The sequence below is a fragment of the Rhodococcus sp. OK302 genome, from assembly GCF_002245895.1.
Lineage (GTDB): Bacteria > Actinomycetota > Actinomycetes > Mycobacteriales > Mycobacteriaceae > Rhodococcus_F.
In genome coordinates this window covers 4,674,581-4,698,656 of the sequence record NZ_NPJZ01000001.1, presented here as the reverse complement: position 1 = coordinate 4,698,656, position 24,076 = coordinate 4,674,581, and the positions used below count along the sequence as shown (strand labels likewise).

General features: G+C 61.1%; 31 protein-coding genes and 2 pseudogenes. 12 read left to right on the top strand and 21 right to left on the bottom strand.

The window, feature by feature from the left end; translation table 11 throughout:
* Nucleotides 1–8: 8 nt before the first annotated feature.
* Entirely contained in the window at nucleotides 9–1,307 is a 1,299-nt protein-coding gene (locus tag BDB13_RS21535; RefSeq protein ID WP_441347242.1) for an adenosylmethionine--8-amino-7-oxononanoate transaminase, read from the bottom strand.
* A gap of 47 nt (nucleotides 1,308–1,354) precedes the next feature.
* On the opposite strand from BDB13_RS21535, the gene BDB13_RS21530 reads away from it, so the two are divergent.
* Entirely contained in the window at nucleotides 1,355–2,500 is a 1,146-nt protein-coding gene (locus BDB13_RS21530; RefSeq protein WP_094273617.1) for an 8-amino-7-oxononanoate synthase, read from the top strand.
* Nucleotides 2,497–3,177 (top strand): dethiobiotin synthase, encoded by a 681-nt coding sequence (gene bioD, locus BDB13_RS21525; protein WP_094273616.1) that lies wholly within the window; start codon nucleotides 2,497–2,499, stop codon nucleotides 3,175–3,177. Before BDB13_RS21530 ends, bioD begins: the two co-directional genes overlap by 4 nt.
* Here the strand turns inward: bioD and BDB13_RS21520 are convergent.
* Together BDB13_RS21520 and BDB13_RS21510 are read right to left on the bottom strand one after the other, a co-directional pair.
* Complete coding sequence (locus BDB13_RS21520; protein ID WP_094273615.1) at nucleotides 3,174–3,614, bottom strand: VOC family protein; 441 nt, start codon at nucleotides 3,612–3,614, stop codon at nucleotides 3,174–3,176. The two genes, bioD and BDB13_RS21520, sit on opposite strands and share 4 nt — an antisense overlap.
* A 411-nt stretch (nucleotides 3,615–4,025) precedes the next feature.
* Complete coding sequence (locus BDB13_RS21510) at nucleotides 4,026–4,256, bottom strand: VOC family protein (protein WP_176459645.1); 231 nt, start codon at nucleotides 4,254–4,256, stop codon at nucleotides 4,026–4,028.
* Here BDB13_RS21510 and BDB13_RS21505 point away from each other — a divergent pair.
* Entirely contained in the window at nucleotides 4,233–4,943 is a 711-nt protein-coding gene (locus BDB13_RS21505; protein ID WP_094273612.1) for a TetR/AcrR family transcriptional regulator, read from the top strand. The genes BDB13_RS21510 and BDB13_RS21505 overlap by 24 nt on opposite strands.
* Nucleotides 4,944–5,437: 494 nt before the next feature.
* Here the strand turns inward: BDB13_RS21505 and BDB13_RS21495 are convergent, their stop codons facing one another.
* Nucleotides 5,438–6,091, bottom strand: coding sequence for a DsbA family oxidoreductase (locus tag BDB13_RS21495; protein WP_094275087.1), 654 nt, complete (start codon nucleotides 6,089–6,091; stop codon nucleotides 5,438–5,440).
* A gap of 121 nt (nucleotides 6,092–6,212) precedes the next feature.
* Nucleotides 6,213–6,575 (bottom strand): antibiotic biosynthesis monooxygenase, encoded by a 363-nt coding sequence (locus BDB13_RS21490; RefSeq protein WP_094275086.1) that lies wholly within the window; start codon nucleotides 6,573–6,575, stop codon nucleotides 6,213–6,215.
* A 996-nt stretch (nucleotides 6,576–7,571) separates the two neighbouring features.
* On the opposite strand from BDB13_RS21490, the gene BDB13_RS21480 reads away from it, so the two are divergent.
* Nucleotides 7,572–8,330 (top strand): histidine phosphatase family protein, encoded by a 759-nt coding sequence (locus BDB13_RS21480; protein ID WP_094273610.1) that lies wholly within the window; start codon nucleotides 7,572–7,574, stop codon nucleotides 8,328–8,330.
* A 1-nt stretch (nucleotide 8,331) separates the two neighbouring features.
* Here the strand turns inward: BDB13_RS21480 and BDB13_RS33095 are convergent, their stop codons facing one another.
* Entirely contained in the window at nucleotides 8,332–8,463 is a 132-nt protein-coding gene (locus BDB13_RS33095) for a hypothetical protein (RefSeq protein WP_254922909.1), read from the bottom strand.
* 330 nt (nucleotides 8,464–8,793) lie between these two features.
* Between BDB13_RS33095 and BDB13_RS21470 the strand changes: the two genes are divergently transcribed.
* Both BDB13_RS21470 and BDB13_RS33090 read left to right on the top strand, forming a co-directional pair.
* On the top strand, nucleotides 8,794–9,255 hold the full coding sequence (locus BDB13_RS21470; RefSeq protein ID WP_254922908.1) for a hypothetical protein: 462 nt from the start codon (nucleotides 8,794–8,796) through the stop codon (nucleotides 9,253–9,255).
* 37 nt (nucleotides 9,256–9,292) lie between these two features.
* Nucleotides 9,293–9,433 (top strand): transposase, encoded by a 141-nt coding sequence (locus tag BDB13_RS33090; protein ID WP_254922907.1) that lies wholly within the window; start codon nucleotides 9,293–9,295, stop codon nucleotides 9,431–9,433.
* 78 nt (nucleotides 9,434–9,511) lie between these two features.
* Here the strand turns inward: BDB13_RS33090 and BDB13_RS21460 are convergent, their stop codons facing one another.
* The 8 genes and pseudogenes from BDB13_RS21460 to BDB13_RS33080 form a co-directional block, all read right to left on the bottom strand.
* Entirely contained in the window at nucleotides 9,512–9,886 is a 375-nt protein-coding gene (locus BDB13_RS21460) for a hypothetical protein (RefSeq protein ID WP_141210675.1), read from the bottom strand.
* Between the two features lie 1,051 nt (nucleotides 9,887–10,937).
* A complete protein-coding gene (locus tag BDB13_RS21455; protein ID WP_094273606.1) occupies nucleotides 10,938–11,132 on the bottom strand; it encodes a hypothetical protein in 195 nt (64 codons plus the stop codon).
* Nucleotides 11,133–11,442: 310 nt separating this feature from the next.
* Complete coding sequence (locus tag BDB13_RS21445) at nucleotides 11,443–12,048, bottom strand: hypothetical protein (RefSeq protein ID WP_141210674.1); 606 nt, start codon at nucleotides 12,046–12,048, stop codon at nucleotides 11,443–11,445.
* Nucleotides 12,049–12,054: 6 nt separating this feature from the next.
* Entirely contained in the window at nucleotides 12,055–12,201 is a 147-nt protein-coding gene (locus BDB13_RS33085) for a hypothetical protein (RefSeq protein ID WP_254923072.1), read from the bottom strand.
* Nucleotides 12,202–12,246: 45 nt separating this feature from the next.
* Nucleotides 12,247–13,030 (bottom strand): annotated as a pseudogene (locus BDB13_RS21440) (hydroxymethylglutaryl-CoA reductase, degradative); the annotation flags it as partial.
* Nucleotides 13,031–13,065: 35 nt separating this feature from the next.
* The gene (locus BDB13_RS21435; protein WP_254922906.1) at nucleotides 13,066–14,145 is read right to left on the bottom strand and encodes a GAF domain-containing protein; all 1,080 of its coding nucleotides are present in this window, start codon (nucleotides 14,143–14,145) and stop codon (nucleotides 13,066–13,068) included.
* Nucleotides 14,146–14,155: 10 nt separating this feature from the next.
* Entirely contained in the window at nucleotides 14,156–14,521 is a 366-nt protein-coding gene (locus tag BDB13_RS21430) for a tail fiber domain-containing protein (RefSeq protein WP_254922905.1), read from the bottom strand.
* A gap of 103 nt (nucleotides 14,522–14,624) precedes the next feature.
* A complete protein-coding gene (locus BDB13_RS33080) occupies nucleotides 14,625–14,753 on the bottom strand; it encodes a hypothetical protein (protein WP_254922904.1) in 129 nt (42 codons plus the stop codon).
* Between the two features lie 270 nt (nucleotides 14,754–15,023).
* Between BDB13_RS33080 and BDB13_RS32245 the strand changes: the two genes are divergently transcribed.
* A complete protein-coding gene (locus BDB13_RS32245) occupies nucleotides 15,024–15,182 on the top strand; it encodes a hypothetical protein (RefSeq protein ID WP_169632206.1) in 159 nt (52 codons plus the stop codon).
* A 6-nt stretch (nucleotides 15,183–15,188) separates the two neighbouring features.
* On the opposite strand, the gene BDB13_RS32240 is transcribed toward BDB13_RS32245, so the two are convergent.
* The 3 genes from BDB13_RS32240 to BDB13_RS21420 form a co-directional block, all read right to left on the bottom strand.
* Nucleotides 15,189–15,563 (bottom strand): VOC family protein, encoded by a 375-nt coding sequence (locus BDB13_RS32240; RefSeq protein WP_169632276.1) that lies wholly within the window; start codon nucleotides 15,561–15,563, stop codon nucleotides 15,189–15,191.
* Nucleotides 15,563–15,973: a VOC family protein gene (locus tag BDB13_RS32235; protein ID WP_176459643.1), complete on the bottom strand. Its 411-nt coding sequence runs from the start codon at nucleotides 15,971–15,973 to the stop codon at nucleotides 15,563–15,565. The genes BDB13_RS32240 and BDB13_RS32235 overlap by 1 nt, the downstream gene beginning before the upstream one ends.
* Before the next feature lie 191 nt (nucleotides 15,974–16,164).
* A complete protein-coding gene (locus BDB13_RS21420) occupies nucleotides 16,165–16,803 on the bottom strand; it encodes a TetR/AcrR family transcriptional regulator C-terminal domain-containing protein (protein WP_094273605.1) in 639 nt (212 codons plus the stop codon).
* Between the two features lie 126 nt (nucleotides 16,804–16,929).
* Here BDB13_RS21420 and bioB point away from each other — a divergent pair, with 126 nt between their 5' ends.
* Both bioB and bsaP read left to right on the top strand, forming a co-directional pair.
* Entirely contained in the window at nucleotides 16,930–17,943 is a 1,014-nt protein-coding gene (bioB, locus tag BDB13_RS21415; RefSeq protein ID WP_094273604.1) for a biotin synthase BioB, read from the top strand.
* Complete coding sequence (gene bsaP, locus BDB13_RS21410) at nucleotides 17,940–18,164, top strand: biotin synthase auxiliary protein BsaP (protein ID WP_094273603.1); 225 nt, start codon at nucleotides 17,940–17,942, stop codon at nucleotides 18,162–18,164. Before bioB ends, bsaP begins: the two co-directional genes overlap by 4 nt.
* Here bsaP and BDB13_RS21405 read toward each other — a convergent pair.
* A complete protein-coding gene (locus BDB13_RS21405) occupies nucleotides 18,161–19,267 on the bottom strand; it encodes a TDT family transporter (protein ID WP_254923049.1) in 1,107 nt (368 codons plus the stop codon). The two genes, bsaP and BDB13_RS21405, sit on opposite strands and share 4 nt — an antisense overlap.
* Before the next feature lie 173 nt (nucleotides 19,268–19,440).
* On the opposite strand from BDB13_RS21405, the gene BDB13_RS21400 reads away from it, so the two are divergent.
* Nucleotides 19,441–20,016, top strand: coding sequence for a DUF2567 domain-containing protein (locus BDB13_RS21400; protein ID WP_094273601.1), 576 nt, complete (start codon nucleotides 19,441–19,443; stop codon nucleotides 20,014–20,016).
* Nucleotides 20,017–20,024: 8 nt separating this feature from the next.
* On the opposite strand, the pseudogene BDB13_RS21395 reads toward BDB13_RS21400, so the two are convergent.
* The 3 genes and pseudogenes from BDB13_RS21395 to BDB13_RS21385 form a co-directional block, all read right to left on the bottom strand.
* Nucleotides 20,025–20,750: pseudogene (locus BDB13_RS21395) on the bottom strand (SDR family NAD(P)-dependent oxidoreductase); the annotation flags it as partial.
* Nucleotides 20,751–21,230: 480 nt separating this feature from the next.
* Nucleotides 21,231–22,127: a hypothetical protein gene (locus tag BDB13_RS21390; RefSeq protein ID WP_094273599.1), complete on the bottom strand. Its 897-nt coding sequence runs from the start codon at nucleotides 22,125–22,127 to the stop codon at nucleotides 21,231–21,233.
* 209 nt (nucleotides 22,128–22,336) lie between these two features.
* Nucleotides 22,337–22,942, bottom strand: coding sequence for a recombinase family protein (locus BDB13_RS21385; protein WP_094273598.1), 606 nt, complete (start codon nucleotides 22,940–22,942; stop codon nucleotides 22,337–22,339).
* Between the two features lie 175 nt (nucleotides 22,943–23,117).
* Here BDB13_RS21385 and BDB13_RS21380 point away from each other — a divergent pair, with 175 nt between their 5' ends.
* Together BDB13_RS21380 and BDB13_RS31735 are read left to right on the top strand one after the other, a co-directional pair.
* Nucleotides 23,118–23,450: a hypothetical protein gene (locus tag BDB13_RS21380; RefSeq protein ID WP_072782819.1), complete on the top strand. Its 333-nt coding sequence runs from the start codon at nucleotides 23,118–23,120 to the stop codon at nucleotides 23,448–23,450.
* A 348-nt stretch (nucleotides 23,451–23,798) separates the two neighbouring features.
* Nucleotides 23,799–23,981: a hypothetical protein gene (locus BDB13_RS31735; protein WP_141210673.1), complete on the top strand. Its 183-nt coding sequence runs from the start codon at nucleotides 23,799–23,801 to the stop codon at nucleotides 23,979–23,981.
* Nucleotides 23,982–24,076: the final 95 nt, after the last annotated feature.

Below are 24,076 nucleotides of genomic sequence, written 5' to 3'. Positions count from 1 at the left end.
ACCGAACCCTATCGCCCGACGAGAGTGCGTTCCTGTTGACTGCGCGCTACTTCGAGCATTCCGGCTGTGATCTGTTCCACCTCTGCTCCGGAACACAGGTACGGCGGCATTGTGTAGACGAGATTGCGGAAGGGGCGCAGCCAGACTCCGGACCGGACGGCGGCGTCGGTGGCGGTCTGCATGTCTACCGGGTGATCCAGTTCGATAACTCCGATTCCGCCGAGCACTCGAACGTCCACCACGCCGGGGATCGAGATAGCTTCGGCCAATCCGTGAGTGAGCCTTCGCCTCAGATTCTGGACGTCGCGTCGCCAGTCCATTGCCAACACGAGTTCGGTTGATGCGACGGCTATTGCACAGGCCAGCGGATTGCCCATGAATGTCGGTCCGTGCATCAGTCCGCCGCCGTCGCCGGCTGTGATGGTTTCGGCCATCTCGGTGGTGCACAGAGTGGCGGCCAAACTCATGTACCCACCGGTCAGTGCTTTTCCGACGCACATGACGTCGGGACTGACGCCGACGTGATCGGCAGCGAACAGTTCGCCGGTTCGGCCGAATCCGGTTGCGATTTCGTCGAACACGAGCAAGACGCCGTACTTGTCGCAGAGTGTTCTGAGGTCGACGAGATACTTCGGGTCGTGGAATCGCATGCCGCCCGCGCCCTGCACCACCGGTTCGACGATGACCGCTGCGAGTTCGTCGTGGTGCGCGGCCAGCAGCGTTTCGAGATGCCGGACGTACTCGGGTCGGTAGTCGGTCGGGGGAGCGTCGGCAAAGATTTGTGCCCGGAGGACGTCGGTCCAGAGTGAGTGCATGCCGCCGTCGGGATCGCACACGCTCATGGGGGTGAAGGTGTCCCCGTGGTAACCGCCGCGCCAGGTCATCAGCCGATTTTTCGACGGTTTTCCGAGACTGCGCCAGTACTGCAGGCACATTTTTACCGCGACTTCGACGGCCACGGAGCCGGAATCGGAGAGGAATACCTTGTCCAGGCCGTCGGGGGTGATCTCGACAAGTAATTGCGCCAATCGGGCCGCTGGTTCGTGGGTGAGACCGCCGAACATGACGTGGCTCATCTTGCTGAGCTGCCTTGTCGCGGCGGCGTCGAGTACAGGATTGCGGTACCCGTGAATTGCGGCCCACCACGAACTCATGCCGTCGACGAGTTGGCGCCCGTCAGTCAGCGTCAGCGTGGCGCCCTGGGCGCTGTCGATGACAAGAGGCGCAGTAGTGGCAGGAAATGCCCCGTACGGATGCCAGAGGTGCTCGGCGTCGATGGCCGAGACGGTTGTCGATTCCAGTCCGATTGTGTGCACCCGTGCACCTTAGCTAGTGGCTTGAACGGTGTTCAAGTATGGTCGGAAAAATGAACACGTCGTTGGACTGGCTTACCGCCGTCGAATCGGATCGCCGAGCGGCCGGGTTGCGCCGCGAACTCCGGCCGCGGTCAGTCGATGCTCCGCTGATTGACCTCGCCTCCAATGACTACTTGGGTCTTGTCCGACATCCCGACGTGGTCGCGGGTGCGATCGCGGCGCTGCAACGCTGGGGCGCCGGCGCTACCGGGTCGCGTCTGGTCACCGGAACCACCACCGAACACGAATTGCTCGAACTCGAACTTGCGGAGTTTGTCGGCGCCGACGCCGGGTTGGTCTTCTCTTCCGGATATACCGCCAATCTCGGTGCTGTAACGGCACTTTCGGGTCCCGGATCGCTGATAATTTCCGACGCCGGATCGCACGCCTCGTTAGTTGACGCCTGCCGGTTGTCCCGCGCCCGTGTCGTTGTGGCCCCGCATTCCGATGTGGATTTTCTTGCGGAGCAGTTGAGAACCAGAACCGAGGAGCGGGCGCTCGTCGTCACGGACTCCGTGTTCAGCGCCGACGGTGACCTGGCGCCGTTGCGTGAGATGCATAAGGCTGCGCGCGAATACGGTGCCCTTCTGCTCGTCGACGAGGCACATGGGATTGGGGTGCGCGGCAATGGTGGACGAGGGTTGGTGCACGAGGTCGGATTGGCCGGCGAGCCGGACGTCGTGGTGACGGCAACCCTGTCGAAATCCCTCGCCAGTCAAGGTGGGGTTGTGTTGGGGCACGAGAAGATTCGCGCCCATCTGATCGACGCCGCCCGAACCTTCATCTTCGATACCGGACTGGCACCCGCAGCAGTGGGAGCGGCGCGCGCAGCATTGGCAATTCTCCGGCGGGAGCCGACACGAGCCGTTGACGTATTGTCTCGGGCGTCGGAACTGGCAACGATCACCGGCGTCGGAATGCCGGAATCTGCCGTTGTGTCAGTAATTCTCGGTGACCCGCAGCGCGCGTACGACGCGGCCGCCGAATGTCGACGGTTGGGTCTGCATGTCGGCTGCTTCCGTCCACCGTCCGTCCCCGCGGGGACGTCGCGACTGCGTCTGACAGCTCGGGCAACCATCTCCGAAACCGAGATGGCCATGATCAGCAGTGTGCTCGGTGAGGTCTTGGAAGGCGCGCGCGTATGAGCATTCTGATCGTGACGGGCACATCGACTGATGTCGGAAAGACAGTGGTGACAGCGGCATTGGCGTCGGCTGCGCTCCAATCCGGCAAGTCGGTGGCTGTTCTCAAGCCCGCGCAAACCGGGGTCGCACCCGGTGAGGCTGGGGATCTGGCCGAGATCGATCGACTGACCGGAGGCGGGGCGAGCTTGGTCGAACTGGCACGATATCCGGATCCGCTAGCTCCCGATACCGCGGCGCGGCGAAGTGGTTTGCCGATGCTCACACTCGACGAGGTAGTGGACAAGGCCCGAGAGTTGGATGCTGCGCACGATCTGACGCTGGTCGAAGGTGCCGGTGGCGTGCTGGTCCGCCTCGGCGTCGGCGGATTCACGATTCGAGATGTCGCAGTGGAACTCTCGGCTCCGGCGCTCCTGGTGGTTGCGTCGGGATTGGGCACGCTCAACCACACTGCATTGAGCGTCGAAGCGCTGGCAGCCAGGGGAGTGAGGTGCGCTGGATTGGTGATCGGATCCTGGTCCGTCGACCCGGATTTGGCCGAACGCTGTAATCGCGAAGACCTCGTGTCGGTCACCGGTGTGCCGCTACTCGGCTCGATGCCTGCTGGTACCGGCCAGGTGAGTTCCGAGGAATTTGCACGTCGGGCATTCGAGAACTTTGAAGGCGCGCACGCGCGTTAGCCGATCTGCTCGAACAGGGACACGATGATCCCTTCGGGTCCACGCACGTAGGCCATCCGCACGCTGTTCTCGTACTCACCGATTCCGCCGATGAGCCCGTACCCGTCCGCAGCAACCGCATCGACGGCCGCTTGGAGGTCGCCTACCTCGAAGGACACGTTACGAAGCCCAAGCTCGTTGGCCATCGCCGTCGGCGACCCGGGCACGTGGTCAGGCGTCACGAAGGCCGAAAGCTCCAGCCGGGACCCTTCACCGGGCGGACGCAGCATGACGATTTCGCAGTGCGCGCCGGGGATGCCACAGACGGTTTCCACGAACTCGCCTTCCACGGATCCGGTGCCCTCGACCTCGAGACCCAGTCCGACGAAGAACGCAGTTGCCGAGTCGAGGTCCGCGACGGTGATTCCGATGTGGTCGAAACGTTGTATGTGGGCCATGGGATCCATCCTCCATCAACGACTGTCGCCTGTATTGCTCTCAACTGCGGACGTGTTCTCATCGCGACTGAAAGCGAAGACACTGTCACACTGCGGCCGAGAAGTGAGTGCAGATCATCAAATTTTTACACTCCTCCGCCACCCGTTCCATCGCCGCTGCTGTTGAGAGGAAAGATGTCGGTGTGTGATCCGTCCATGCGTCGAGGTGACAGTGACGAATATGGGCTCGGCTTCCGATCTTGCATGAGCCTGCGGAGTGTGGCCCCCACCCGTTGGAGCGTCCTCCACACCCAGCTCCGCGAAGCGGCTGGTGTTCTCACAGACTTGTCCATGCGCCTAGCGTATTCGGCGACGGAGACCAACCTGCCCGACTGCTCGATCTGCAACAACACCGAGATCTATCCCTTAAACTCAGCGCTGAACGAGGCAGAACTCGTTTCCCAACGGGTCGGCCAGAATCATGGTTCGGTACCCACCTTCCTCGTTGTGTTCTTCCAATGTTTGAGCGCCGAGATCAGCTAATCGCAGCACTTCCGAGTCGAGATCATCGACGAAAATATCCAGGTGAACCCGGTTTTTTCCGGATTTCGGCTCCTTCACGCTTTGCAACGTGAGGTGATGCAGACCTCCGTCCGGCGACACCAGCGCATGGAACTGCGCACCGTCTGCGAACGGGACGTGGGTGGAGTGACAAAGGAAAGCAGGCGCGACAGGCAGCGCCGAGAAATCAAACGGGACATCGTCGCCGAAGCGCGCCGGAAACTCGAGGAAGGTGGACCGAGCGCCGTCACCCTCCGCGGGATCGCTCGCGAGGTTGGAATGAGTGCGCCCGCGCTCTACACCTACTTCCCCAGCCTCGGCGAGCTGTTCACCGAGTTGATCGTCCAGAGTTACAAATCGCTCGAAGACAGCATCACTGCCGCATTCAGTGTGTTGGCAGGGTCGGATCTCGAGCAGCGCCTTGCCGCGGGGCCAGTTGCCTACCGGGCCTGGGCGATCGAACATCGGCGCCAGTTCAATCTCATCTTCTTCGACCAGATCGGCGGGTACGCCGCGCCAGCTGACGGACCGACAGTGTCCGCGCAAACTGACGTTCTGCAACCGATTGCTGTCCAATACGCCGAGGCTCGGGGATACTCCCTCATCGAACTGCTGGCCGACAGTGATCTCCTCGATGACTTTCTCGGATGGTGGGGAGCATTTCACGGCATCGTTGCCCTCGAGGTCAACCATCATCTCGACTGGCGCGAACCGGAAACAATCTTCCGTCGTCACCTCGATGCCAGCATCCGAGGCCTCCTCGCAACAGATACGACAACTCGCCGGTGACAGCAGCTGAATACCTGGAAATCACTTCGATCTCGACTACATCAATCGACAGAAACGGAGCACACACAATGCCCAAGGGATACGTCATCTTCACCGAAAAGGTCAGCGACCCAGAAGGAATCGCCGCCTGCAGTTCAGCAGCAGTTCCATCCGCAATACTGTTCCGCTCAGCCAGTTCTCGACGTGAAATGGCAAGTGCACTGTTTCGGAGAGTCTGACAGCTAGAAAACAAGCCAGGGCCGGATTACGGATCCTGGCTCGTTATTGATAGCTGACCCCTGCTCCAATTTGGCGGCTCCCGCGACCTTGGGAACCGTGGCGCATCCTGTGGTCCGTGATCCCGTCCGACTTTGGCGGGCATTTCCCTGAGTGAGCTTGTCTTGTCTCGGGGGGCCGGTGCTTCGCAGCCAGCAAGCTCAGTGGTTGCAGGTGTGGGGTGATCACCATCTTGGGTTCCGGATGGACTGGACCTTTCTCGATGCTGTTGTCGTGGATCATCGCCCGAGTGGGGCCGGGACACTATGTGAGCCAGCCCCGTTCGGCTCCAGCAGCTGGCGCAGGTCGCTGATGGGCTGGATCGCGGAGACCGGCGTGCCGCCGTCGATCATCAGGGTCGGGACGCCGGTGACGCCGTGCTCGGCCCCGCGACTCCGGTCTGCACGCACCTCGTCGGCGTATGCGTCACCGGCCTGGACTGCGAGCACCTCATCGGCATCCAGGCCGGCCTCGCGGCCGAGTCGTCGCAGGACGTGCGGGTCGGCCAGGTTGAGCCCCTCGGTGTGGTACGCGTGGAGGAGCAGCTCCATCATCTGGTCGACACGGCCGCGGTCGGCCGCCAGCTTGGATAGGCGGTGTGCGTCGAACGAACTGACTGGCCGGGATAGATGCATGTTCAGCTCTAGGCCTTCCGCAGTGCCCAGCGACCGGATCCGGGCGATCCGGGAAGGTGCCTCGTCACCCCACCACCCGGCCATTGCCTCGGCGGCGGTCTCGCCGGGGATCCCACTGTCCTCCGGCGCGAGCTCGAAACTGCGCCACACTAGCTCCACACTCTTGGCGTCAGCGAGCGTTGACAGTGCTGCCGCCAGTCGTCGTTTACCGATGTAGCACCAGGGGCACAGCACGTCGGAATATATTTCCACCTTCATGAGCGTCCTTTTGTCAGTGATCTGGCTGATGGGGTCCAAGGCGTTCGATGTACTCTGCGTCAGCAAACGCCGATCCCAGGGCGCACAGGGAAAGCACACCGACTGCGCGGGGCAATGGCCATCAGGAGTCGAGGCGCTGTAGCCCGGGTCCGATTTCACGGACGACTGTGTAGGTGGGGACCCCGGTCATACGCGCCTCGGCCTTGCCGGACAAGCCTGCCAGCGCTTTCTCGATGGCGGCCATCCGGCCGTCGGTGTCGGAGTTCTCCACAAAGTTGCGGTAGTCCGCCTCGCTCGTCCAGCGCACGATGTTGTAGACGCGGGTGCCATCGGTACTCAGGTGGAACCGGGATGAGCTGTAGCCAGGATAGAAGCGCACCCACCGCTCCTGGATTTCTGCGAAGGCCTCAACAAGCTCAAGCTGAGTGTCGAAGCCATCGACGGTGTAGTCAATGATCGAATAGAAGCCAGCGTCAGCGCTCACGTACATGCTCCTCGAGATCGAATGCGGGAAAGTCCCGGTGGCCTATCGTGCAATCTCAAGTGGGGTTGAGATCAACCCCCAGTGGCAGACGTTCTCACGGTGATCCGCTTGCGTCTGCTCGGCGTTCTGAGTCGATCTCCTCAACGCGCGGATCTGGCCGTTATCTGGCTTTACCCTCAACAGGGCGACCCGAGGTCAGTCATCGCCCAATCACATTGCCACCAGTGCGAACCCGCGCCGCCGGCCTTCGATGTCGCGTGCACGGTGTGCGGTGATGGTCCGATCTCGCCGGCACCTTCGCACAGACCGCCCGCGGCGGCATCCTCCCGGATCCGGTGCAGCAGTGGCTCACTGCGAGCGGATGGACGGTGGTTCCGGAGTTGCGGTGTCCGGATCACATCTGAGGTGGGCGGCGGCTATGAAATAGCTGTCTCAGAAACGTCAGACCCGATTTAGTGGGCACGACACAAGGCGAGACGAGTCGAAATCCGGCGCGCGCCAACTCGATATTCGCGTACAACGTCGCCCGTTTCAAACCTGTGTTCCTGCAGAATTGTCATCGTGGTTGTCAATTCCCGGCGCTCTGACCTGCGATGTGACAACTAGAGCGGCGACACCACGGGACCTTTGTTGTCATCGAAGTTGGCATTTGTTCGAGACTGTTCGTTGCTGAACGAAATGTGGCGGTTCGATCATCAGCACTATGCCACCGCTCGGTGTCGTCGGCGAGGGCGTTCGGATCCGAGCAAACGAATCAACATGCAGTATCTTGCCGCATCGGCGGCAGACCCAGCGCCATGACACGGACGCCGCTCGCACATCCGCTGCCGGCGGATTTCGCCTGCGCGCGGTCCGGTGCGCGAGGGATCTCCCGATGAATGGGACGCCCTTAGCCGATTCGGGCAAATAGCTGTTTGTGTGAGATCCGACACTCCAAGTTTCGGTTCTTCGGCATACCTGAAGTGGCGTTCCCCACGATGAAAGGCATCCCCACCCATGCGAATCCGATCTCTTCGACTATCCATTGCGGTGATGGCGACCGCGGTCGCGGCCACAACCGCTACCGCCGGCGTCGCGTCCGCCGATATCGACTTCGGAAGCTTCGGCAGCAGCTTCGGCAGCAGCTCCGGCAGCAGCAACGACGAAATGGTCATCACCCTGGTGCGCCATGCCGAGTCCGCCGGTAACACCTCCGGCCTGATCGACACCACGGTGCCCGGACCCGACCTGACCCCACGCGGCCGGACACAGGCAGACAACCTGGCCGTCCAGCTGGCCGACAAGAATTACGACTGCGCCTTCGCGTCCAACATGGTGCGTACCGAGCAGACTGCGGCACCGACCGTCGCCAAGCGCGATCTGAGCCTCAACATTCAGCCTGGTTTCCGGGAGATCGAGGCAGGCGAGTACGAGGGCACCTCGGAAGCCGCGGCGATGTCCGGGTACCTGCAGGCGCCGATCAAGTGGCTCTCCGGCGACTTGACCGCACGGATTCCAGGCTCCATCGACGGCAACGAGTTCGACGGCCGCGTCGATCAGGCACTGCTCGATGTGCAGCGCCGCGACTGCGCCAACCCGGTGATCTTCGCGCACGGCGCCACCATCATGTTCTGGTCCATGATGAACGCCAGCAACGCCGACAAGGGCAAACTTGGCACCGATCCGATACGCAACGGCGGCCGCGTCGTCCTCAAGGGCAGCCCGCAGAAGGGCTGGACGATTGTCGAGTGGGTCGGCCACCCGGACCTTGGCTGATTCATCCTTCCTCGCCCCGGACGTCACCGACACAGTCGATGGCGCCGGGGCGCAGTCGTATCTCAGCCCAGGGCCCCATGGCGACGTCGGCAACAGCCTTCGGATACCCGTCTTCGGTGCAGTTAACAGACACGATGGACAATGGTTGGCCGGAGTGACTGTGTACGTCACCGATGCCAGCGGAACCAACAGCGTCGAAATCGACATGCTGGTGACCGCAGATGCCATCACCGAAGTGCCGGCCACCGAGGGCGTGTCTGACAAAGGTTGAGCGTTCTGGCTGGAACTTTGGTCCCGTGTCGCGTTTTCAGTTGCTCTCGGACGCCCAGTGGTCGTTGATCGAGGGGATGCTCCCGAAACCGACGGGACGCCCGGGCTGGAAGGGAGTGGCCGCGACTTACAATCGCGGTGAGGGCGAAGCGCCAGGCCGAGATTCCGGCACCGGGGTGAGGGAGGGGTCAGGATGTTCGGCAGGATGTTCGGCAGGATGTTCGGTTCGGAGAAGAAGCTCGACGATCTGATGGCGCAGCTCAGGCCCGACCTGAGTCGGGAATCGCTCGGCGTCGGGCCTGACTTCCCGGGCGTCGCCCCGAACCCGTTCATGAGCAGTGGTGCATTGAAGCGCATTGCGGAACTGCGTACGGGGGCGCTTGCGCTCGGCGTTCTCGTCGACTGGCGGGAGGTCAACGGCAATCCACGCGTGGTCCTGATGTTCGACGTGGAGACCGCCGACGGCATCTCGTTCCGCGGTATCGCAGACGAAAGCCTCACGATCACCGAGCTCACCCGGCTCGCCCCAGGACAGACGTTGCCCGTGCGCTACCGGCCGGCCGTCATGGACCACTGCGTCGCGCTTGCCCGGGACGCGGACCCCACCGATGTGCAGCAGCTCTCTGACGAGATCGCGAGCCGCAAGCGGACCTGACCCGAGGTTCGACGCCGCCGATTACAAGAGCCGCAACGTGATCGAGCACCGGTTCTGCCAGACCAAGCAATGGCGAGGCCTCGACACCCGCTACGACAAACACGCGATCGTCTACCGCGCTGCCGTCCTCATCCACGCCGAAATCGCATGGATCCACGCTTTGTCAGATACGCCCTAGGCCAGGCAACTACCGAACGTACAAAAGGGCCGGTGAGCAATGCGCTCACCGGCCCTACGAGTGCAAGATCGACCTATGTCACCAGCTCTGGACGATATCGATGGTGCTGTTCCAGATCGCGGGGTTGTTGACCGTGAAGGCGACCTCGCCGCGATTGCGGGCGGACTCGTCCACCAGCTGTCCGATGGTGGCGAAGACGATGTGCTCGGGGGTCTGGTAGATCGACCCCTTGCCGAGGTACACACCCCAGTATTCGTGGGGGATGCCCTCGAGGAAATCTGCGGTATTGGTGTCGGCGAGGAAGCGCGTTTCGTTCTGATCGAACGTGACGCCGACGAAGCCGTCGCCGGAATACGGAGTGGCAGCAGATGCCGCACCGGCCCCGAAAACTGCGACAGCACCGGCGGCAATCGGAATCATCAACGCGGCTACGGCCATACGTGAACGGGACATGGAGACCTCCTGTGACGAGAAGGCTGCGCCACCGCAGCCTCACTTGGATGTGATTGACGGTATCGCATATCTCGATAACCGAACATTTGCGACAAGGTGACCCCAGTCACGTTCGCTGCGCAGAAGGTTGCAGAATTGGCGGCGCTAGCACTGTGTGACTAGGCATGCGGTGGAGCCGGAGCGAAGTTTCCCCTATCGGCGCCTTGTGTTGCCTCGATGCGGCACCCATTCAGTGAATGACGGGCATTCAACCCGGCCGGTCGGATCATCTTCGCAGGTGCCGGTTAAATTCACGTCGGCTGCTGTGGGAGGAAGCACTGATCCATGCCTTTCCCGATGCAAACGATCCAACAGGCAGCCTCACCTTTCAACGGGTCTCCCGACTGCACTCTCTGCGGAACAGAGTCGGGCATATGGAACATCTGCTCGACTCGAAGCCTGGGAAGAAGCACCGCGATGCGTTACTACTCGTCCAGTCCATTTGTCCATCGACGATGGAGTGGTTGTCCGGTGTCAGCCGTGTGCCGGCAATTCTCAAAAATTGTCCGGTAAAGGGCGTCAGCCTGTGAAAGGAAATATCAACGCATGACGGTACGGCGCGACTGTCTGTAGCTATTGGTCCCGCTCGATGTCTGACAACGACAGCTGCCCGGAGGTCTCGACAGGTTTCTCGGCGCGGGGGAGTCGGCCCACCAGAACAGTCGAACGTCCTCGCACACAGCGGCGCCCGTCTGGATCTCCCGGATAGCCCGCGATGACAAACGGCTTGCGTCGGTGTCCGCGGTCCCAGTAGCATCGTCCAACTCGTCCAACTCGTCCAGGCCGTGGCCGAATCGAATGTGTTCGCCATCTGGCAATCTGAGCTCTTCAGCGATCCGCCGCTGAAACCTGCTGACGGCAGTTCTCACCTCTTGAACAGGACGCGGCCCCGACTCAACTCGAGAGAGCCGGGACGCGCCCGTATGCGGTGTTGTTGCTCGGGCATCGAGCCCTGACAACCACTGCGCCGGAGTGCAGAAACGGATAGGCGACCCGACGCGTCTACCGTCGATCAGCCGAACAGGCCCCTTGTGTCATCCGGGTCCGGAAACGAGATATCAACTCTCGTTGGCGGCACCGATTCACCGGTCAGCCCTTCGACAACCGCAGCGAGATCCGCATCCGTGATCACCCGGGCGTGCTTGGTTGCCTGATACGCGGCAGCCTCGACCGTGGACCGTCCACGTGGAGTGTTGTTCTCGCTCATCTGTCATGCCCTTCGCTTGGTCAAAAGAGTGTCGGAGTGTCGGTGCGGAGTAACGGGTCCGCATCCCATCCGTTTCGTAACGTGTGACGTTGCGCGCGAGATGCTGCTCGCAGCGCGGTCGGGTCTGTACCAATGCCAGAGTCGAGTCGAACAGACACTCCCACTCCGGAGCTATTGGCCAAGGTTGCGCCCGAATCGCGGCTCACTGTCGCGGACCTGGTTCCGATACCTGCGGATCAGCTTGAGCCCAGTGATCTTCGGGTGCAGGCAGGCTTGACGCAGACAAACGCAGCGGATGGACTCGGAATCCTTACGACCCTTCTCGGCAGAATCGAGAAGGGTCGTAAGGACGTAACGCCGGGCACCGACCACAAAAAATTTGAGAACCCCACCCAACTCGAACCGAAAACCGCGTCCACACCAGATCTTCTGTGGCCAGGTTTCCGGTCGCGCCCTTGGCGTAAGGGCAACGTCCCAGACCACCTGCAGCGCTGTCGAACTCGGTTATCCCGGCTGTCAGTGAGGCGTACACAAATTCCTCGGTGGCGCTGACGAAGACGGCCACCTCGGTGGCACCGGCAGCGAGTGCCCGCTCCAAACCGGTGAGGTTCGGCACCAGTACGACGGTGCGCACCGAATCCGGCAGATTCAACCGGCTCATCAAGTCGGCGGCATCTGCGAGTTGCGGGATCCACCGCGGTGAGACGAAGCTGGTCAGCTCCACCGTGCGCAGTCCGGCTGCGACCAGACGCTCGATGAATTCGACCTTGGTCTCGGTGGGAATCACCTTCGTTTCGGCTTGCAGTCCGTCACGCGGTCCGACTTCGTACACACGCACCGCGGTGGGCAGCCCCGGGGCCGGCACCCGATGAGGTGCCGGCTTCCAGACGGGCGAGCCCGCAACTGTTTCAGTCATGGCAGGTCAGTTTCCAGTGCGAATCTCGGCGAGAACCGTTTCGGCGTGCTTGACGCGAATGTTCTTGTCCGCGATGAGACGGGCGACAACAGCATCGATCTCGTGCTTTTCAGCACCGGCAGAGGCCGCGATGTTGCGGGCGTGCAGGCCCATGTGTCCACGCTGGACGCCTTCGCTGGCGAGAACCCGGACGGCGGCGAGGTTCTGGGCCAGTCCGACGGCGAGGATGATGCCGGCTCTCGACTCCGAGCATCTTGATCGCTGCCTGCGCTGCGGGGTGAACCTTGGTGGCGCCGCCGACGAGGCCGACCGGCATGGGAAGTTCGAGGGTGCCGACGATGTTGCCGTCGGCGTTCTTCTCGAAGTGAGACAGCGAGGAGTAGATGCCGTCGGCGTTGACTGCGTGCGAATGGCAGCCGGCTTCGACTGCGCGCGTGTCATTTCCGGTGGCGAGCACAACAGCGCCGATGCCGTTCATGATGCCCTTGTTGTGTGTGGCGGCGCGGTACGGATCGAGTTCGGCCATGCGTGCGGCGTGGATGAGGTTGTCCACGACCTCCGGGCCACCGATCAGTTCGGCGTCGAAGACTGCGCGTGCGCGGGTCAGGCGAAGATCGGCCTTGTTGGTGAGGATGCGCAGTACGACGTGTCCGCCACCGATTTCGGCGGCACGGTCGGCGATGGCTTCAGTCATCGTGTTGACGGCGTTGGCGCCCATGGTATCTCGTACATCCACATGAAGGTGGAGAACGACGTAAGTGGCTTCGGAGGAGGAAACGACGCGAACGGAGATGTCCTTGACTCCGCCGCCGACACTGACGAGCTTCGGATCCTGCTCGTTGGCCAGAGCCATGATCTCGTCGCGAGCTTCGAGCAACCGGATTCGGGCCGCTGCCGGATCGACGACGTCGACCAGCTGAATCTGTGCCTGCATGATCGGTGCGGTGCTCGAGACGTGGAAGCCGCCGAGGCCGCGGGCGATGCGCGCTGCGTTGCTTGCTGCTGCGACAACCGAGGCTACCCTTCGGAGCGGTCGAGCAGGATGGCGCCCAGAAATGATTCGCCGGCAGTGATGGCACTGACCAGTTCGATGGTGTTGTTGCCGCCCCGGACAAACGAGCAGCGTCCGCTTCGTCGACTCTCGTCCACTGCATCCGACACAGCCTTCGGCAATGCGAGGGGAGTAGTCGTGATCTGTTCGCTCGACGACATGACGAGGGCGCGCAGTTCTGCGTCGACGATGGTGGTGCGGCGCTCGAGTGCATTGCTCAAGGTCCGGGCCACTTGTGAGTATCCGCCGCCGCGCAGCACCGCGTGAATCAGATCTTGGTGGACGATACTGGATTTGTCGCGGGCCGAGACGTGCTCACGCAGTTCGTCCAGCGCGCGACCGGTCTCGGCGGCGGATTCTTCGGCTCGGTCCAAAGCGCGTGCCGTCTGCAGGACCACGGAGGCGTGGTCCGCCAGGGCCGACAGAGGCGCAATCTGATCTGCGGTGAAACGGCGCTCGCGACGATCGGCAGCAAACAGAACGCCGAGAATCTGGCCGTCGGAAAGCATCGGGACACCGAGAATCGAGACCAGCCCCTCGGCCACGATGGCTGCGTCGACGGCGTCGTCGTGCCTCGACGCGGTGTAGTCGCTGTAGTTCTGCACCCACTGCGCCGAACGCGATTCTGCAATGGCACTGACCAGCCCAGCCCCGGCGGGAACTTGGAGCTCACGCAATTCTGGAGACACGGCACCGGCCGTCTTACGCACAGTGAGATCACGCGTGACGATGTCGAACTCGGAAAGATAGGTCACGTCGGTGCCCATCATTTCGTGGGCTCGGTTCACGAGACGTTGGAGGAGAGAGTCGACGTCGCGGACCTGGGCAAGCTCGCGCGCACTGGAATAGAGGACTGCGAGCTCGTTCTCACGCCGGCGTAGCCGCAGGATCTCCGAGCGGCTTCCACGGATTCGCGTCATTACTTCCGCGATATCTGTTGCGTCAATGCCTAATTCGATCAATATTTGTTCGGCACGCTCATCGCCGACGTTGTCGGTGGTGACATCGAACAATGCCGCAATGTCGAGTGGTTCGGCGTCGGTCACATCAAATAAACTACAGCGTCGGACGATCTGGGGTCCGCGTTGTGGTTCCGCGCCTGTCAGATTGATTATCCTTGGTAGTGACGGACTTTCGGTTTTCGGCAAGCTGGTCGTTCAGTCGGGCCACCTCCGCCTCTAGCGCGAGTAGGCGTCGTTGCAGTGCTTGAATGCTTGCCATACAGACACCATTGGCGTCGACGCCGGCAATCTGCTTGTTGTTCGAACCCAATCCGAAAGTATCCGCGAAGTCTTGAGCCATCGGTCCGAGATGGCGGACCGATTCGTGATCGAAACCGTAAGTCCACGTGCTGATATGCAGGGTGCAGAGTCGTTCCAGTACATCCTGGGCGCTCGTCGGCACCGGCGCTTCGGATCGCACACCACGGTGAACCCCGACGTGCGAGTGCAACCACCGCCCGGGGTGCCGGATACCGGCCCGGATACGCGTTCTTCGAGTTCGATTGTCAGCGACTTCGGTGCGCTCAGGCGCTGAGGTCACGTTTGTCGGTTTTGATTGTCGAGTCGCTGATCAGGATTCCGATTCCCGCGCCGAGTAGTGCGATGCCGACTCCGATTGCGGCGCCGCCCAGGCCGATTGCGATTCCCAACATGATTCCTCCATAAAGCTCATGGCTATCTGCTTGACACGGGCAAACGGCGGTCCGGGGGCCAAGTTTCGCGCTCGTCCAACCCGCGCTTCGATCACCTTTTACGCTCCTCCGGTGCACGGTGGATGACAACCCGTGGAGACCGTATTTATCGGCTAACGAGCGGCATGCAAGACTGGTTCATGAACCGCTGAGTCATCCGTGCCGGATCGGCGCTGTTTCGACGGCAAACAGGGTGAAAATCGCGGCGGGTGAAAATCACAAGGGTGGCAGATGTACGAATCGAATTTGTTCTCCGACTCCAGTGCAACGGAGTCGGCCGAGATTGAGAAGACGCCAGAGGAATTGGCGTCCGAGCGCACAGCGTCTGTTGTGGAACGCTCCAACGAAGACACCGCTGAACAGCGCCAGTCGCAACTGTTCAGCGGCTAACTTCGGTCAGGATTCTTTCAGGACAGAGATCACATTGCCGGCGGGATCGGTGAACCAGGCGATATCTGGTCCATTACCTCGCATGACGCCGTTCTCTTCCTGAGGGAATCCGTCGTATTTGAGGAACTTCACTCCGCGCGAGGTCAGTTTGTCGACGGTTCCGTCGATATCGTCCACGAGGAAATTCAGGATCGTGTACGTCGCGGGCTCGTGATTCGGCTTGGGATAGACGAGTATCTCGGTCCCGCCCGCGAGATGCAGACGAATGAGTCCCATTTCCTCATCGGTGACTTTCAGCCCGAGAGTTTCGCTGTAGAACTTCTTCGCGGCAGCAATGTCGTCCACCGAGAATCCGCTGATGGCTTTGGTTGCTCCGAGCATCATGCGCCGCCCTCGGTCATCGCGGATTCCATCTCGGCGCGCGCTGCTTCACTGAACTCGATGATCTGAATGTAATTGCCATCGGGGTCGATTGCGGTGGCAAACCAACTTCCGTCGCGCTCTTCGAGCGGCGCAAACCAGGTTCCACCGAGTTCATCGACGCGCTTCGCCACTGAGCGGGCGTCGTCGGTTTCGACGTTCAGGAACATTCGGCCGGGCTGGGGATTGGTATCGCCGATGTCGTCGCGCTTGTCGATCATCACGTAGAAGCCGTTGAAGTCGAGAACGTCGTAGCCAGGTTCGCCGGGAGTTCGATCGACATTCGGTGCGAAGGCCGCGGCGTACCAGTCGCGTAGTCGGTCAGGGTTGGTGCTGGAAAGCAAGATGCTTCCGATACTGGATCCGGACATGGTTCCTCCTGCGAGCAGTCTTTTCGGCGAAAAGGTGTTTCGCCTCTGATCTATAGACTGCCCAGAACCGTGAAAGTAATCGCTATGGGTGTGTGCGTGTTCGTTGTTGCACGCAACTGGCCTTCAGGTGGCGGGATGCGGCGCCGGACGCACGGTTGTGTGCATTGAGGCGCGCTGCATCCTGACTTATCTCAGGAAGTGTGTAGCGCGGCGTGCGGATGTGCGAGGCGGGCGCGAATTCCATCGATGAACAGGTCCAGTCCGAACTGGAAGCGCACCGTGGGGTCGCCGGCGAGAAGATCCTCGTCGGATTCGCCGCCGATAACCTCGGGTGAGTCGGGGGAGATGGGCGCCCTTGTCAGAGCCCCGAATTCCTCCATCTGGGCGCGAGACTGCTCGTCGACGGTATGGCCGAGGACGTAGTAAAGGAGTGCGTATGCAGCCAGTTCCGCGTGCTCGCGGGACAGTCCGGAATCGATGCCCGCTGCGACGAAGTGTTCACGAACCTTGCTGCTGGTCATTCGTGATGCGAAGGTCGCGCTGACCAACTCGGCGCCGTCGCGGTGTGCCAGCAGTGCGGCCCGAAGTCTGTGTGCCAGTTCGGAATACGTCTCTTCCCAGCTGTCGGTATCACTGGGAGTGTCGAGGCCTTCGAGGATCTTGTCGACGACTGCGCCGAGCAGGGTCTGCTTGTTGGGGAAGTGCCAGTACAGCGCGCCGGGTTGCACTCCGAGTGACGTTGCGAGTCTGCGCATCGTGAGGTCGGCCAATCCGAACTCGTCGAGTATCGCCATGGCGCCGTCCAGAACGTCGCCGCGTCGCAACTGCACTTGTTTTTCCCTCGTTTCGTTCGGGTGTCGATCGATCCTGCCTTTGACAGTATTCCACCACGTCTCTAACGTGAACACCGTTCAACTTGTACGGTGTTCAATTTTGTTCAATCGAAGGAGTCTCCTGTGACCTCGGCATCCGTGACCGTCGATATTCTCGACCAAGCCCGCGAGCAAGTTCTCGAACGCGGCGAAGGACTGAGCGAAAGCCAGGTGCTCGACGTACTCCGACTGGGCGACGAAAGGCTCGAAGATCTCCTCGCTCTCGCCCACGATGTGCGTATGAAATGGTGTGGACCGGAAGTCGAGGTCGAAGGCATCATCAGCCTCAAGACCGGCGGTTGCCCCGAAGACTGCCACTTCTGCTCTCAGTCGGGGTTGTTCCAGTCGCCCGTTCGCGCAGCCTGGCTCGACATCCCCAGCCTCGTGGAAGCCGCCAAGCAGACGGCAAAGTCGGGAGCTACCGAGTTCTGCATCGTCGCCGCGGTTCGTGGGCCCGACGAGAAGCTACTCGCACAGGTATCGGCCGGTATCGAGGCCATCCGCAACGAGGTCGACATCCAGATCGCCTGCTCACTGGGCATGCTGACGCAGGAACAGGTCGACCAGCTCGCGGCGATGGGTGTGCACCGCTACAACCACAATCTCGAAACCTCGAAGTCCCATTTTCCCAACGTCGTGACTACTCACACGTGGGAGGAGCGGTGGGACACCCTGCGGATGGTCCGCGAAGCAGGCATGGAAGTGTGCTGCGGTGGAATCCTCGGAATGGGCGAAACGCTGGAGCAGCGAGCAGAATTCGCAGCCAATTTGGCTGAACTCGAGCCCGACGAGGTGCCGCTCAACTTCCTCAATCCGCGTCCGGGCACGCCGTTCGGTGATCTGGAAGTGCTGCCGGCCAGTGAGGCGCTCAAGTCTATTGCGGCATTCCGACTTGCCTTGCCGCGCACCATCTTGCGCTTCGCCGGCGGCCGCGAGATCACCCTCGGTGATCTGGGGGCGAAGCAGGGAATTCTCGGCGGCATCAACGCCGTGATCGTCGGCAACTACCTCACCACGCTCGGCCGTCCGGCAGAGAGCGACCTCGATCTGTTGATCGATCTGCAGATGCCGATCAAAGCACTCAACGACACACTGTGAGTGAGTCATTGACCGAGGAGCGGTACAACCCGTTCACGGGGCGCCGGATCGTTGATGGTGTTGACGATCCGACGCCGGCAGCTGCATCGATGGGGCTCGAGCCGCCACGGTTCTGTGAACACTGCGGCCGACGCATGATCGTTCAGATCAGTCCCGATGGTTGGTGGGCTAAATGTTCACGGCACGGAGTGACCGACTCGATCGACGCGAAACTCCGTTAGCGTGGTTTGTCGCTGGGGAATTTGTGGGCTTTGATCGGACCCGTCGAAGGCGGTGGCAGGAACAAATTTCCGCGAAGGCTGCCGCGGACGGTGTGGACTGCGACCAGACACCATGTTCCCAGCAATCCGATATAGGCGAGCACGGCAGCATAGCGAAACGCCGGGAGTTCTGTGTGCAAGGCCAATTGTGTTGTGCCGGTGACGAAGGTGCCAACGGGAAAGGTCAAACTCCACCAGGTCAGAGCGAACGGCATTCCGCTGCGTGCAGTGCGCACGGTAAGTGCTGTGGCCAATCCGATCCACAACACCGCGAAACCCCAGACCGGAACTCCGTACAGGATTGCGAAAATCCCCATCCCCGAGGCTAATTGCGGTGACACTGCGAGATGGGCGTTGGCGCCGAGCAGGCCGACGGCGGTGATCGATTGACCGAGTGGCCCCAACACGATCCACAGCGTCGGGACTCGAGCAGTGCCGGAGGTGCCGAAATGCGCCAGGCGACTCCACACCATGGTGATGATGATGAACGACGCGAACAGTGAGAGCCCGAACATGGCGTAACAGCCGTAGAGCATGGTCGTCCGGCCGGTTCCCGGCGCCATGTGAGGGATGAGTAGTGCACCGGTCGCGGCGGAGACCATAGGCGGTACAACGGGCATCAACCACCCGCCGAAGGCGGCGTCCGATTCCACTTTGTGTTGGGTGAACATCAGGTAGGGAATCGTCATGGCGGTGAAGAGTCCGCCGACGGTTCCGAGTGTCCACAGTGTCCAATCGAGGTTGACTGCGGCGCGTTCCCCGATGAGAGACTTTCCGGCCAGAAGCGCTCCGGCGCCGACTGTCAGGAATGCCATGGGCGCGGCGCCGTAGAAGTGCGCCATCTGCGGGTTGTAGGCATGGCTGCGGGCCACGGTCGGATTACGCACCCAGTGCGCAGCCACTGCAACCACCACGACCGCCAGCAACACAGCAGCCATAACCCACACCACCTGCGCAAACACCTGCTGGCCCGGAATCTGAACCGGAAGTGTCGCCGCTGCTGTGGCCACAATCCCGGTGCCCATCACGGATGCAAACCAGTTAGGGCCGATGTTTCCGAAGATTTGCCCTCATGATTGCAGGGAGGACAGTAGCCAAGGCTGACGGGCTGCAACCACGTTCGCTCCTTGCTTGGTGCGCCGATTGGTGCCGGTATCGGACACTCAGTCAGCGTAGCCGCGTCGGTACCCAATTGAGGGGCAATTCTCGGTGCCGTCAAGAAGGTACCGTCACACGTGTGATCTCTCTTCGGCAGACCCGACTGCGCACCGCACTCCTGATCGCGGCGACGACCGTTGGCGTCAGTGGACTGTTCGGTGTGTTGTGGGCATTCCTGGCTCCGGCCGAACATCTGTTGGTGGTTTCCGAAGGCCGCGGAGTTGCATTGACTGGAGAAAGCGTTCATCAGTTCGACTCTGTCGCCATGTTCTTCTGGCTTGCACTGATCGTCGGAGTGCTCTCGGCGGTAGCGGCCTGGCTCGCGCGGTTGAGTCGCGGGCCGTACGCACTCGGCGGGTTGATTCTCGGTTCGGCACTCGGCACTGCCTTGATGGCGGGGGTGGGAGTTGGCGTCGCAAAGTTGCGGTTCCCGGCCGTCGACAATCCGCCGGTGGGGGACATCGTCGCTCTTGCCCCCGGAATCGGAACATTGCTGGTGTTGATAGTTCAACCGTTTGCGGCGTGCATCGTGACGTTGGTTCTTGCGGCCCTCAGTCCGTACGACGATCTCGGTGTGGGCGACCATTCTGATGAACTCGAGTCTCAGACCGAGGACGCCGGGCAGTCCGAACCGACGGCGCCTGCCTTGCCGTGAGCATCGCTCTATCCGGTGCTGACGGACGGCTTCATTCGTACGTCCCCGAGTAGGCGGCCGACAACGAGTGCTCGTAGTCGACGGGTGGCAAAGCGTGTGCTGATCGATGTCACCCAGTTGGGAAGGCCGGATACGACGCTCGGCGGAGCACTACGACGATCCAATGCCCGGAAAGTTGTATCTACTACTTGAGTTGGTGTCTGCATGACACCGACGGCCACATCGTAAGTTCCGACTACTTCGAAGAATTCGGTTCGCGTCGGACCGGGACAAACTGCGAGCACTGTCAGGCCGGTTCCGCGTGCCTCTGCCCACAGCGACTCGGTGAAGGTGAGAACAAATGCTTTGGATCCACCATAGACAGCCATTCCCGGAGTTGGCAGAAATGATGCGGTGCTTGCGATATTGACGAGCGCGCCGCGCCCGGCGAGCAGATCGGGTAGGAACGTGTGGGTGAGTGTGACCAATGCGGTGATGTTCAGTTGAATTTCCGACACAATGCGGTCGAGGTCTTCCTCGGGAAATGCTCCGCGTGTTGCAAAACCTGCATTGTTGATCAGCGAGTTGACTGTGATTCCTCGACGGTCCAAGTCGCTTCGCACAGTTCTGGCAATATCTGGTTGGGTGAGATCTGCGGGGACGACTGTGCGTTGGTCGTCGGCCAGTTGTCGGTACCCGACATCCCGACCGACGACGGTAGCGACCTCCTTGCCCGGGTGCGCAATGATGCGTGCCGCAACATCTTCCGCAGTTGCCAGCGGATCAACTCAGTCGGCGGTAGCCGGCCTTTTCAATCCGAGGAGAGAGCGGTGTGCGTCGAGCATCGGGTGCGTTGCGGCGCAAGCAGAATCAGCATTGATGCACGTCTAGCGTCGACACCCGAAATATATATCTGAATCGGAAAGCAGTGCCCGATGGATGATTTCGAGGAAGGACGCGGGCCTCGAACGGATATGACGACGCCCATCGACCGTTTCGGTGAGCTTGCGCGAAGCACCTCGACTCGTTCGACGCTGCGCCTTGGGACCGCGGCAACCCGACAGCTTTTGCGCCGTTGCTCGCGATCGAACGCACCGCCACGTTGCGCGGCGACGTCGACGATGTCCGCGCCGGTCTCGATGCCCAGGTCGCATACCTGGATTCCCTGATCGGACCGCGTCACAGTTCGTGACGCGGCGATCAGGGGCGCAAGAGGTAGTGCGTTCCAGACGGGATCAGTTCTTTGCCTGCAATTTCAACACTCGATGGTTGTTCCGGTCCGCGACAAACACGTCTCCGGAGTCGGAGATTGCGACGTCGGAGGGCTTGTTGAGTTCTCCAAACGAAAGCACCACCGGATCTGTGGAACCGTTCGCGACTTTGAGGATCCGATACCCGTGTTTGTGGTCGAGGATGACCATGTCGCCGGCACTGTTGATGTCGATAGCTGTTGGAAACCTGTCTTGATCCTTCAGGACAAGAAGCTCCGCCAACGCCCTATCTGTCTTGGCGACATAGATTTGGGGACCCGGCATACCCGTGACGACATGGGGCGTGCCATCGCTTCCGATCGCTACATCGTTGAAGTACTCATCCGCGTCAGGAAGATTGTTTTGGCCGAGAATGGCATACTCCCGCCCCTTCGCCCCGGGGACGATCTTGCGGAGAGCTGGCGTACCGAAGTCGTAGACGTAGACGACGCCGGCATCGGCTACAGCGAGTGACGTCGGATTGTCGACGGTCGCGAGGACTTTCTGTGACGTGCCATCAGCCGACATTTGCAATACTCGTCCATCTTTGGAATCGCCATCGCTGACATAGACGTTTCCGTCGTTTCCGACGGCGATGCCATTGACGCTGGTCAGGCCGTCGAACGGAACTACTGACTGCGTACTGTCTCCGTTTGCGAGTTTCAGGACGCGGTCGTTACCCCAGTCCGTGATGTACACGTTTCCGTCAGAATCGACATCTATTTCGCTCGGGTAGTCGAGGCCCTCGAACGATAGGGTTTCGGCATCCCCGGTGCTGGGTCCCGAACTGCATCCAGCCAAAGTCGAGATCGCGACCGCTGCGGCAGTCAGGAACGCTGCTCGGTGAAGAGACGCGTTCGAGAGCGTTCGGGCGCGAATCATGAAGTCACTCCTGTGAGGTAGGTTGGCGACCTCAGATGACCGCCAGGAGGACCTTACTTGCCCGAACACGTGAAACCGACCAAACCGTCCGAGGTGGAATCGGATAGTCGGTGTCGGCCAGTTCCAGGCGAACAACTGGGGTAACAGGATCCTGCCGCGACACCGCTGACGCGATGCCTTGCCCTGTCACAAGGTGCTGGTGACGTCAGTTAAGTGGTAGAGCTGGAGCCGGGTGCCGAACGTAGGTTCTTCTCACGTGCAACGTACTTGTAGACACCCGGTTTACTGAGATTGAACATTTTCGCCAGCTCCGCAATGGAATGCTCGCGCCGAGAGTGCAGGTCGAAGAGTTTCGCTTGCTGCTTTGCGTCGAGGAGCGGTGTGCGGCCGGTGAAGCCGCCGGCGGCTTTGCGGCGGGCGTTGCCTTCCATCGTGCGCAGGTGGATCAGGCCGGTCTCGAACTCGGTGAACGTCGTGGAGAGCATGTCGAACACGGTTCGTCCGATCGGGTCCCGAGGGTCGTGGACCTTCTTGTCGAACATCAACACCACGTCCCGTTCCGCAAGGTCTGTGGCAATCTGACCCAGGTCTGCGACCGAGCGAGCCAATCGGTCGAGTGTCGTGACCACGAGGGTGTCGCGGGCCGAGAGTGCCGTCAGTGCCGCTGTCAGTGCAGGTCTGGGTCGGTCTGTCCCGGTCAGACCGTGGTCGATGTAGATGGAGTCGGCATCAACACCAAGCGCGGCGAGAGCCTTGCGTTGGCCCTGCTCGTCGTCGTCTATAGACGAGGCGCACCGTGCGTATCCGATCAACATTCCACTATCGTATTCTACGAATAGACCTCTGTATGTATTACATGGTGAGTAGGGCCGATCGGGCAGAAGCTGACCGAAGGCATTCCGATGACCGTGACCGAGGCCGTGAAACAGATACACTGATCGAACAACTGCCTGGTCAACACTGGTACATCGAAGATGAAGGGAGTCGCAGATGTCCGCAGTCCTGTCGAAAGTCGTCCGGAAGAAACTCGTACACGAAGCGGTCCTGGACAAGATCGACCGCGAACACCTCTCGATCAACACCGACAAGGTACGCGCCAGATTGCAGACCAACCGTGAGCACGTTCACGGGAACATGCTCCGCAAGTGCCTGGACCAGTGGGAACGCATCATCGCGGACAACGACATCGACACCGTTCGAAAGATCAGCGTCTCCGATACCGAGACCGACCGTGAGATGCGAAACATGTCGCCCCTCTCGGTGTTGTTGAGCGAGAGCGAACGCCTGCGCGTACTCGACCTTCTCAAGAGAACTCGCGAGTGAAACGAAGCGACCTCGAAAAAGCGGTCATCGCTGCGTGCGGGTGGGTAGAGGAATCGCAGGTGGTGATCTTCGGATCTCAATCGGTACTCGGAAGCTACGACGAAGACTCGCTAGCAACTACTTCGCGGCGGTGAGCTGATCCGGCATATTCATGCTGCTCGGAACAGCGCCTTGATCGACCTGATTTCTCTACGTGGTGTGGTTTGCCACACCACGGTCACGTCGAGATCTTTGGCATCGACAGGGTTCGCCAATGCCGGCCATCTCGCCGTCTGCGCAGGGTGGCACCACGAACACGTCTATTGGGAACTGGGGATCGACTCTACCGACTCGCAGGAAGGCATCACCATGACCGAAACAGACACTTCCACAGGCATTGTCGTGGTACCCCGCATCGAAGAACACGGCGGATACGAGAACAAGTGCTGCACGCACTACGTCCAAGACAACGGCGGCCGCTACCTGCGAGGACCGGTGGTCCAGACGGACGCGGAATGGTTTGCGAACAAGATGAACACACAGTTGGGCTGACCAAACAGTAAAGCCCGCAACGGATTCGGTGCGGGCCTTACTGCTCTACTCCTAAGCCGGGGTAGGACGCTGCGGCATCTTCATAAAAACCGGCT

Excerpts from the sequence above, each read along its gene's own strand:
- BDB13_RS21530 (WP_094273617.1), top strand. The coding sequence starts at position 1,355 with ATGGTCGGAAAAATGAACACGTCGTTGGACTGGCTTACCGCCGTCGAA.
- bioD (WP_094273616.1), top strand. The coding sequence starts at position 2,497 with ATGAGCATTCTGATCGTGACGGGCACATCGACTGATGTCGGAAAGACA.
- BDB13_RS21520 (WP_094273615.1), bottom strand. The coding sequence starts at position 3,614 with ATGGCCCACATACAACGTTTCGACCACATCGGAATCACCGTCGCGGAC.
- BDB13_RS21505 (WP_094273612.1), top strand. The coding sequence starts at position 4,233 with ATGCAGACCTCCGTCCGGCGACACCAGCGCATGGAACTGCGCACCGTC.
- BDB13_RS21495 (WP_094275087.1), bottom strand. The coding sequence starts at position 6,091 with ATGAAGGTGGAAATATATTCCGACGTGCTGTGCCCCTGGTGCTACATC.
- BDB13_RS21480 (WP_094273610.1), top strand. The coding sequence starts at position 7,572 with ATGCGAATCCGATCTCTTCGACTATCCATTGCGGTGATGGCGACCGCG.
- BDB13_RS21470 (WP_254922908.1), top strand. The coding sequence starts at position 8,794 with ATGTTCGGCAGGATGTTCGGCAGGATGTTCGGTTCGGAGAAGAAGCTC.
- BDB13_RS21460 (WP_141210675.1), bottom strand. The coding sequence starts at position 9,886 with ATGTCCCGTTCACGTATGGCCGTAGCCGCGTTGATGATTCCGATTGCC.
- BDB13_RS21455 (WP_094273606.1), bottom strand. The coding sequence starts at position 11,132 with ATGAGCGAGAACAACACTCCACGTGGACGGTCCACGGTCGAGGCTGCC.
- BDB13_RS21445 (WP_141210674.1), bottom strand. The coding sequence starts at position 12,048 with ATGACTGAAACAGTTGCGGGCTCGCCCGTCTGGAAGCCGGCACCTCAT.
- BDB13_RS33085 (WP_254923072.1), bottom strand. The coding sequence starts at position 12,201 with ATGGGCCTGCACGCCCGCAACATCGCGGCCTCTGCCGGTGCTGAAAAG.
- BDB13_RS33080 (WP_254922904.1), bottom strand. The coding sequence starts at position 14,753 with ATGTTGGGAATCGCAATCGGCCTGGGCGGCGCCGCAATCGGAGTCGGC.
- BDB13_RS32245 (WP_169632206.1), top strand. The coding sequence starts at position 15,024 with ATGTACGAATCGAATTTGTTCTCCGACTCCAGTGCAACGGAGTCGGCC.
- BDB13_RS32240 (WP_169632276.1), bottom strand. The coding sequence starts at position 15,563 with ATGCTCGGAGCAACCAAAGCCATCAGCGGATTCTCGGTGGACGACATT.
- BDB13_RS32235 (WP_176459643.1), bottom strand. The coding sequence starts at position 15,973 with ATGTCCGGATCCAGTATCGGAAGCATCTTGCTTTCCAGCACCAACCCT.
- BDB13_RS21390 (WP_094273599.1), bottom strand. The coding sequence starts at position 22,127 with ATGATTCGCGCCCGAACGCTCTCGAACGCGTCTCTTCACCGAGCAGCG.
- BDB13_RS21385 (WP_094273598.1), bottom strand. The coding sequence starts at position 22,942 with ATGTTGATCGGATACGCACGGTGCGCCTCGTCTATAGACGACGACGAG.
- BDB13_RS21380 (WP_072782819.1), top strand. The coding sequence starts at position 23,118 with ATGTCCGCAGTCCTGTCGAAAGTCGTCCGGAAGAAACTCGTACACGAA.
- BDB13_RS31735 (WP_141210673.1), top strand. The coding sequence starts at position 23,799 with ATGACCGAAACAGACACTTCCACAGGCATTGTCGTGGTACCCCGCATC.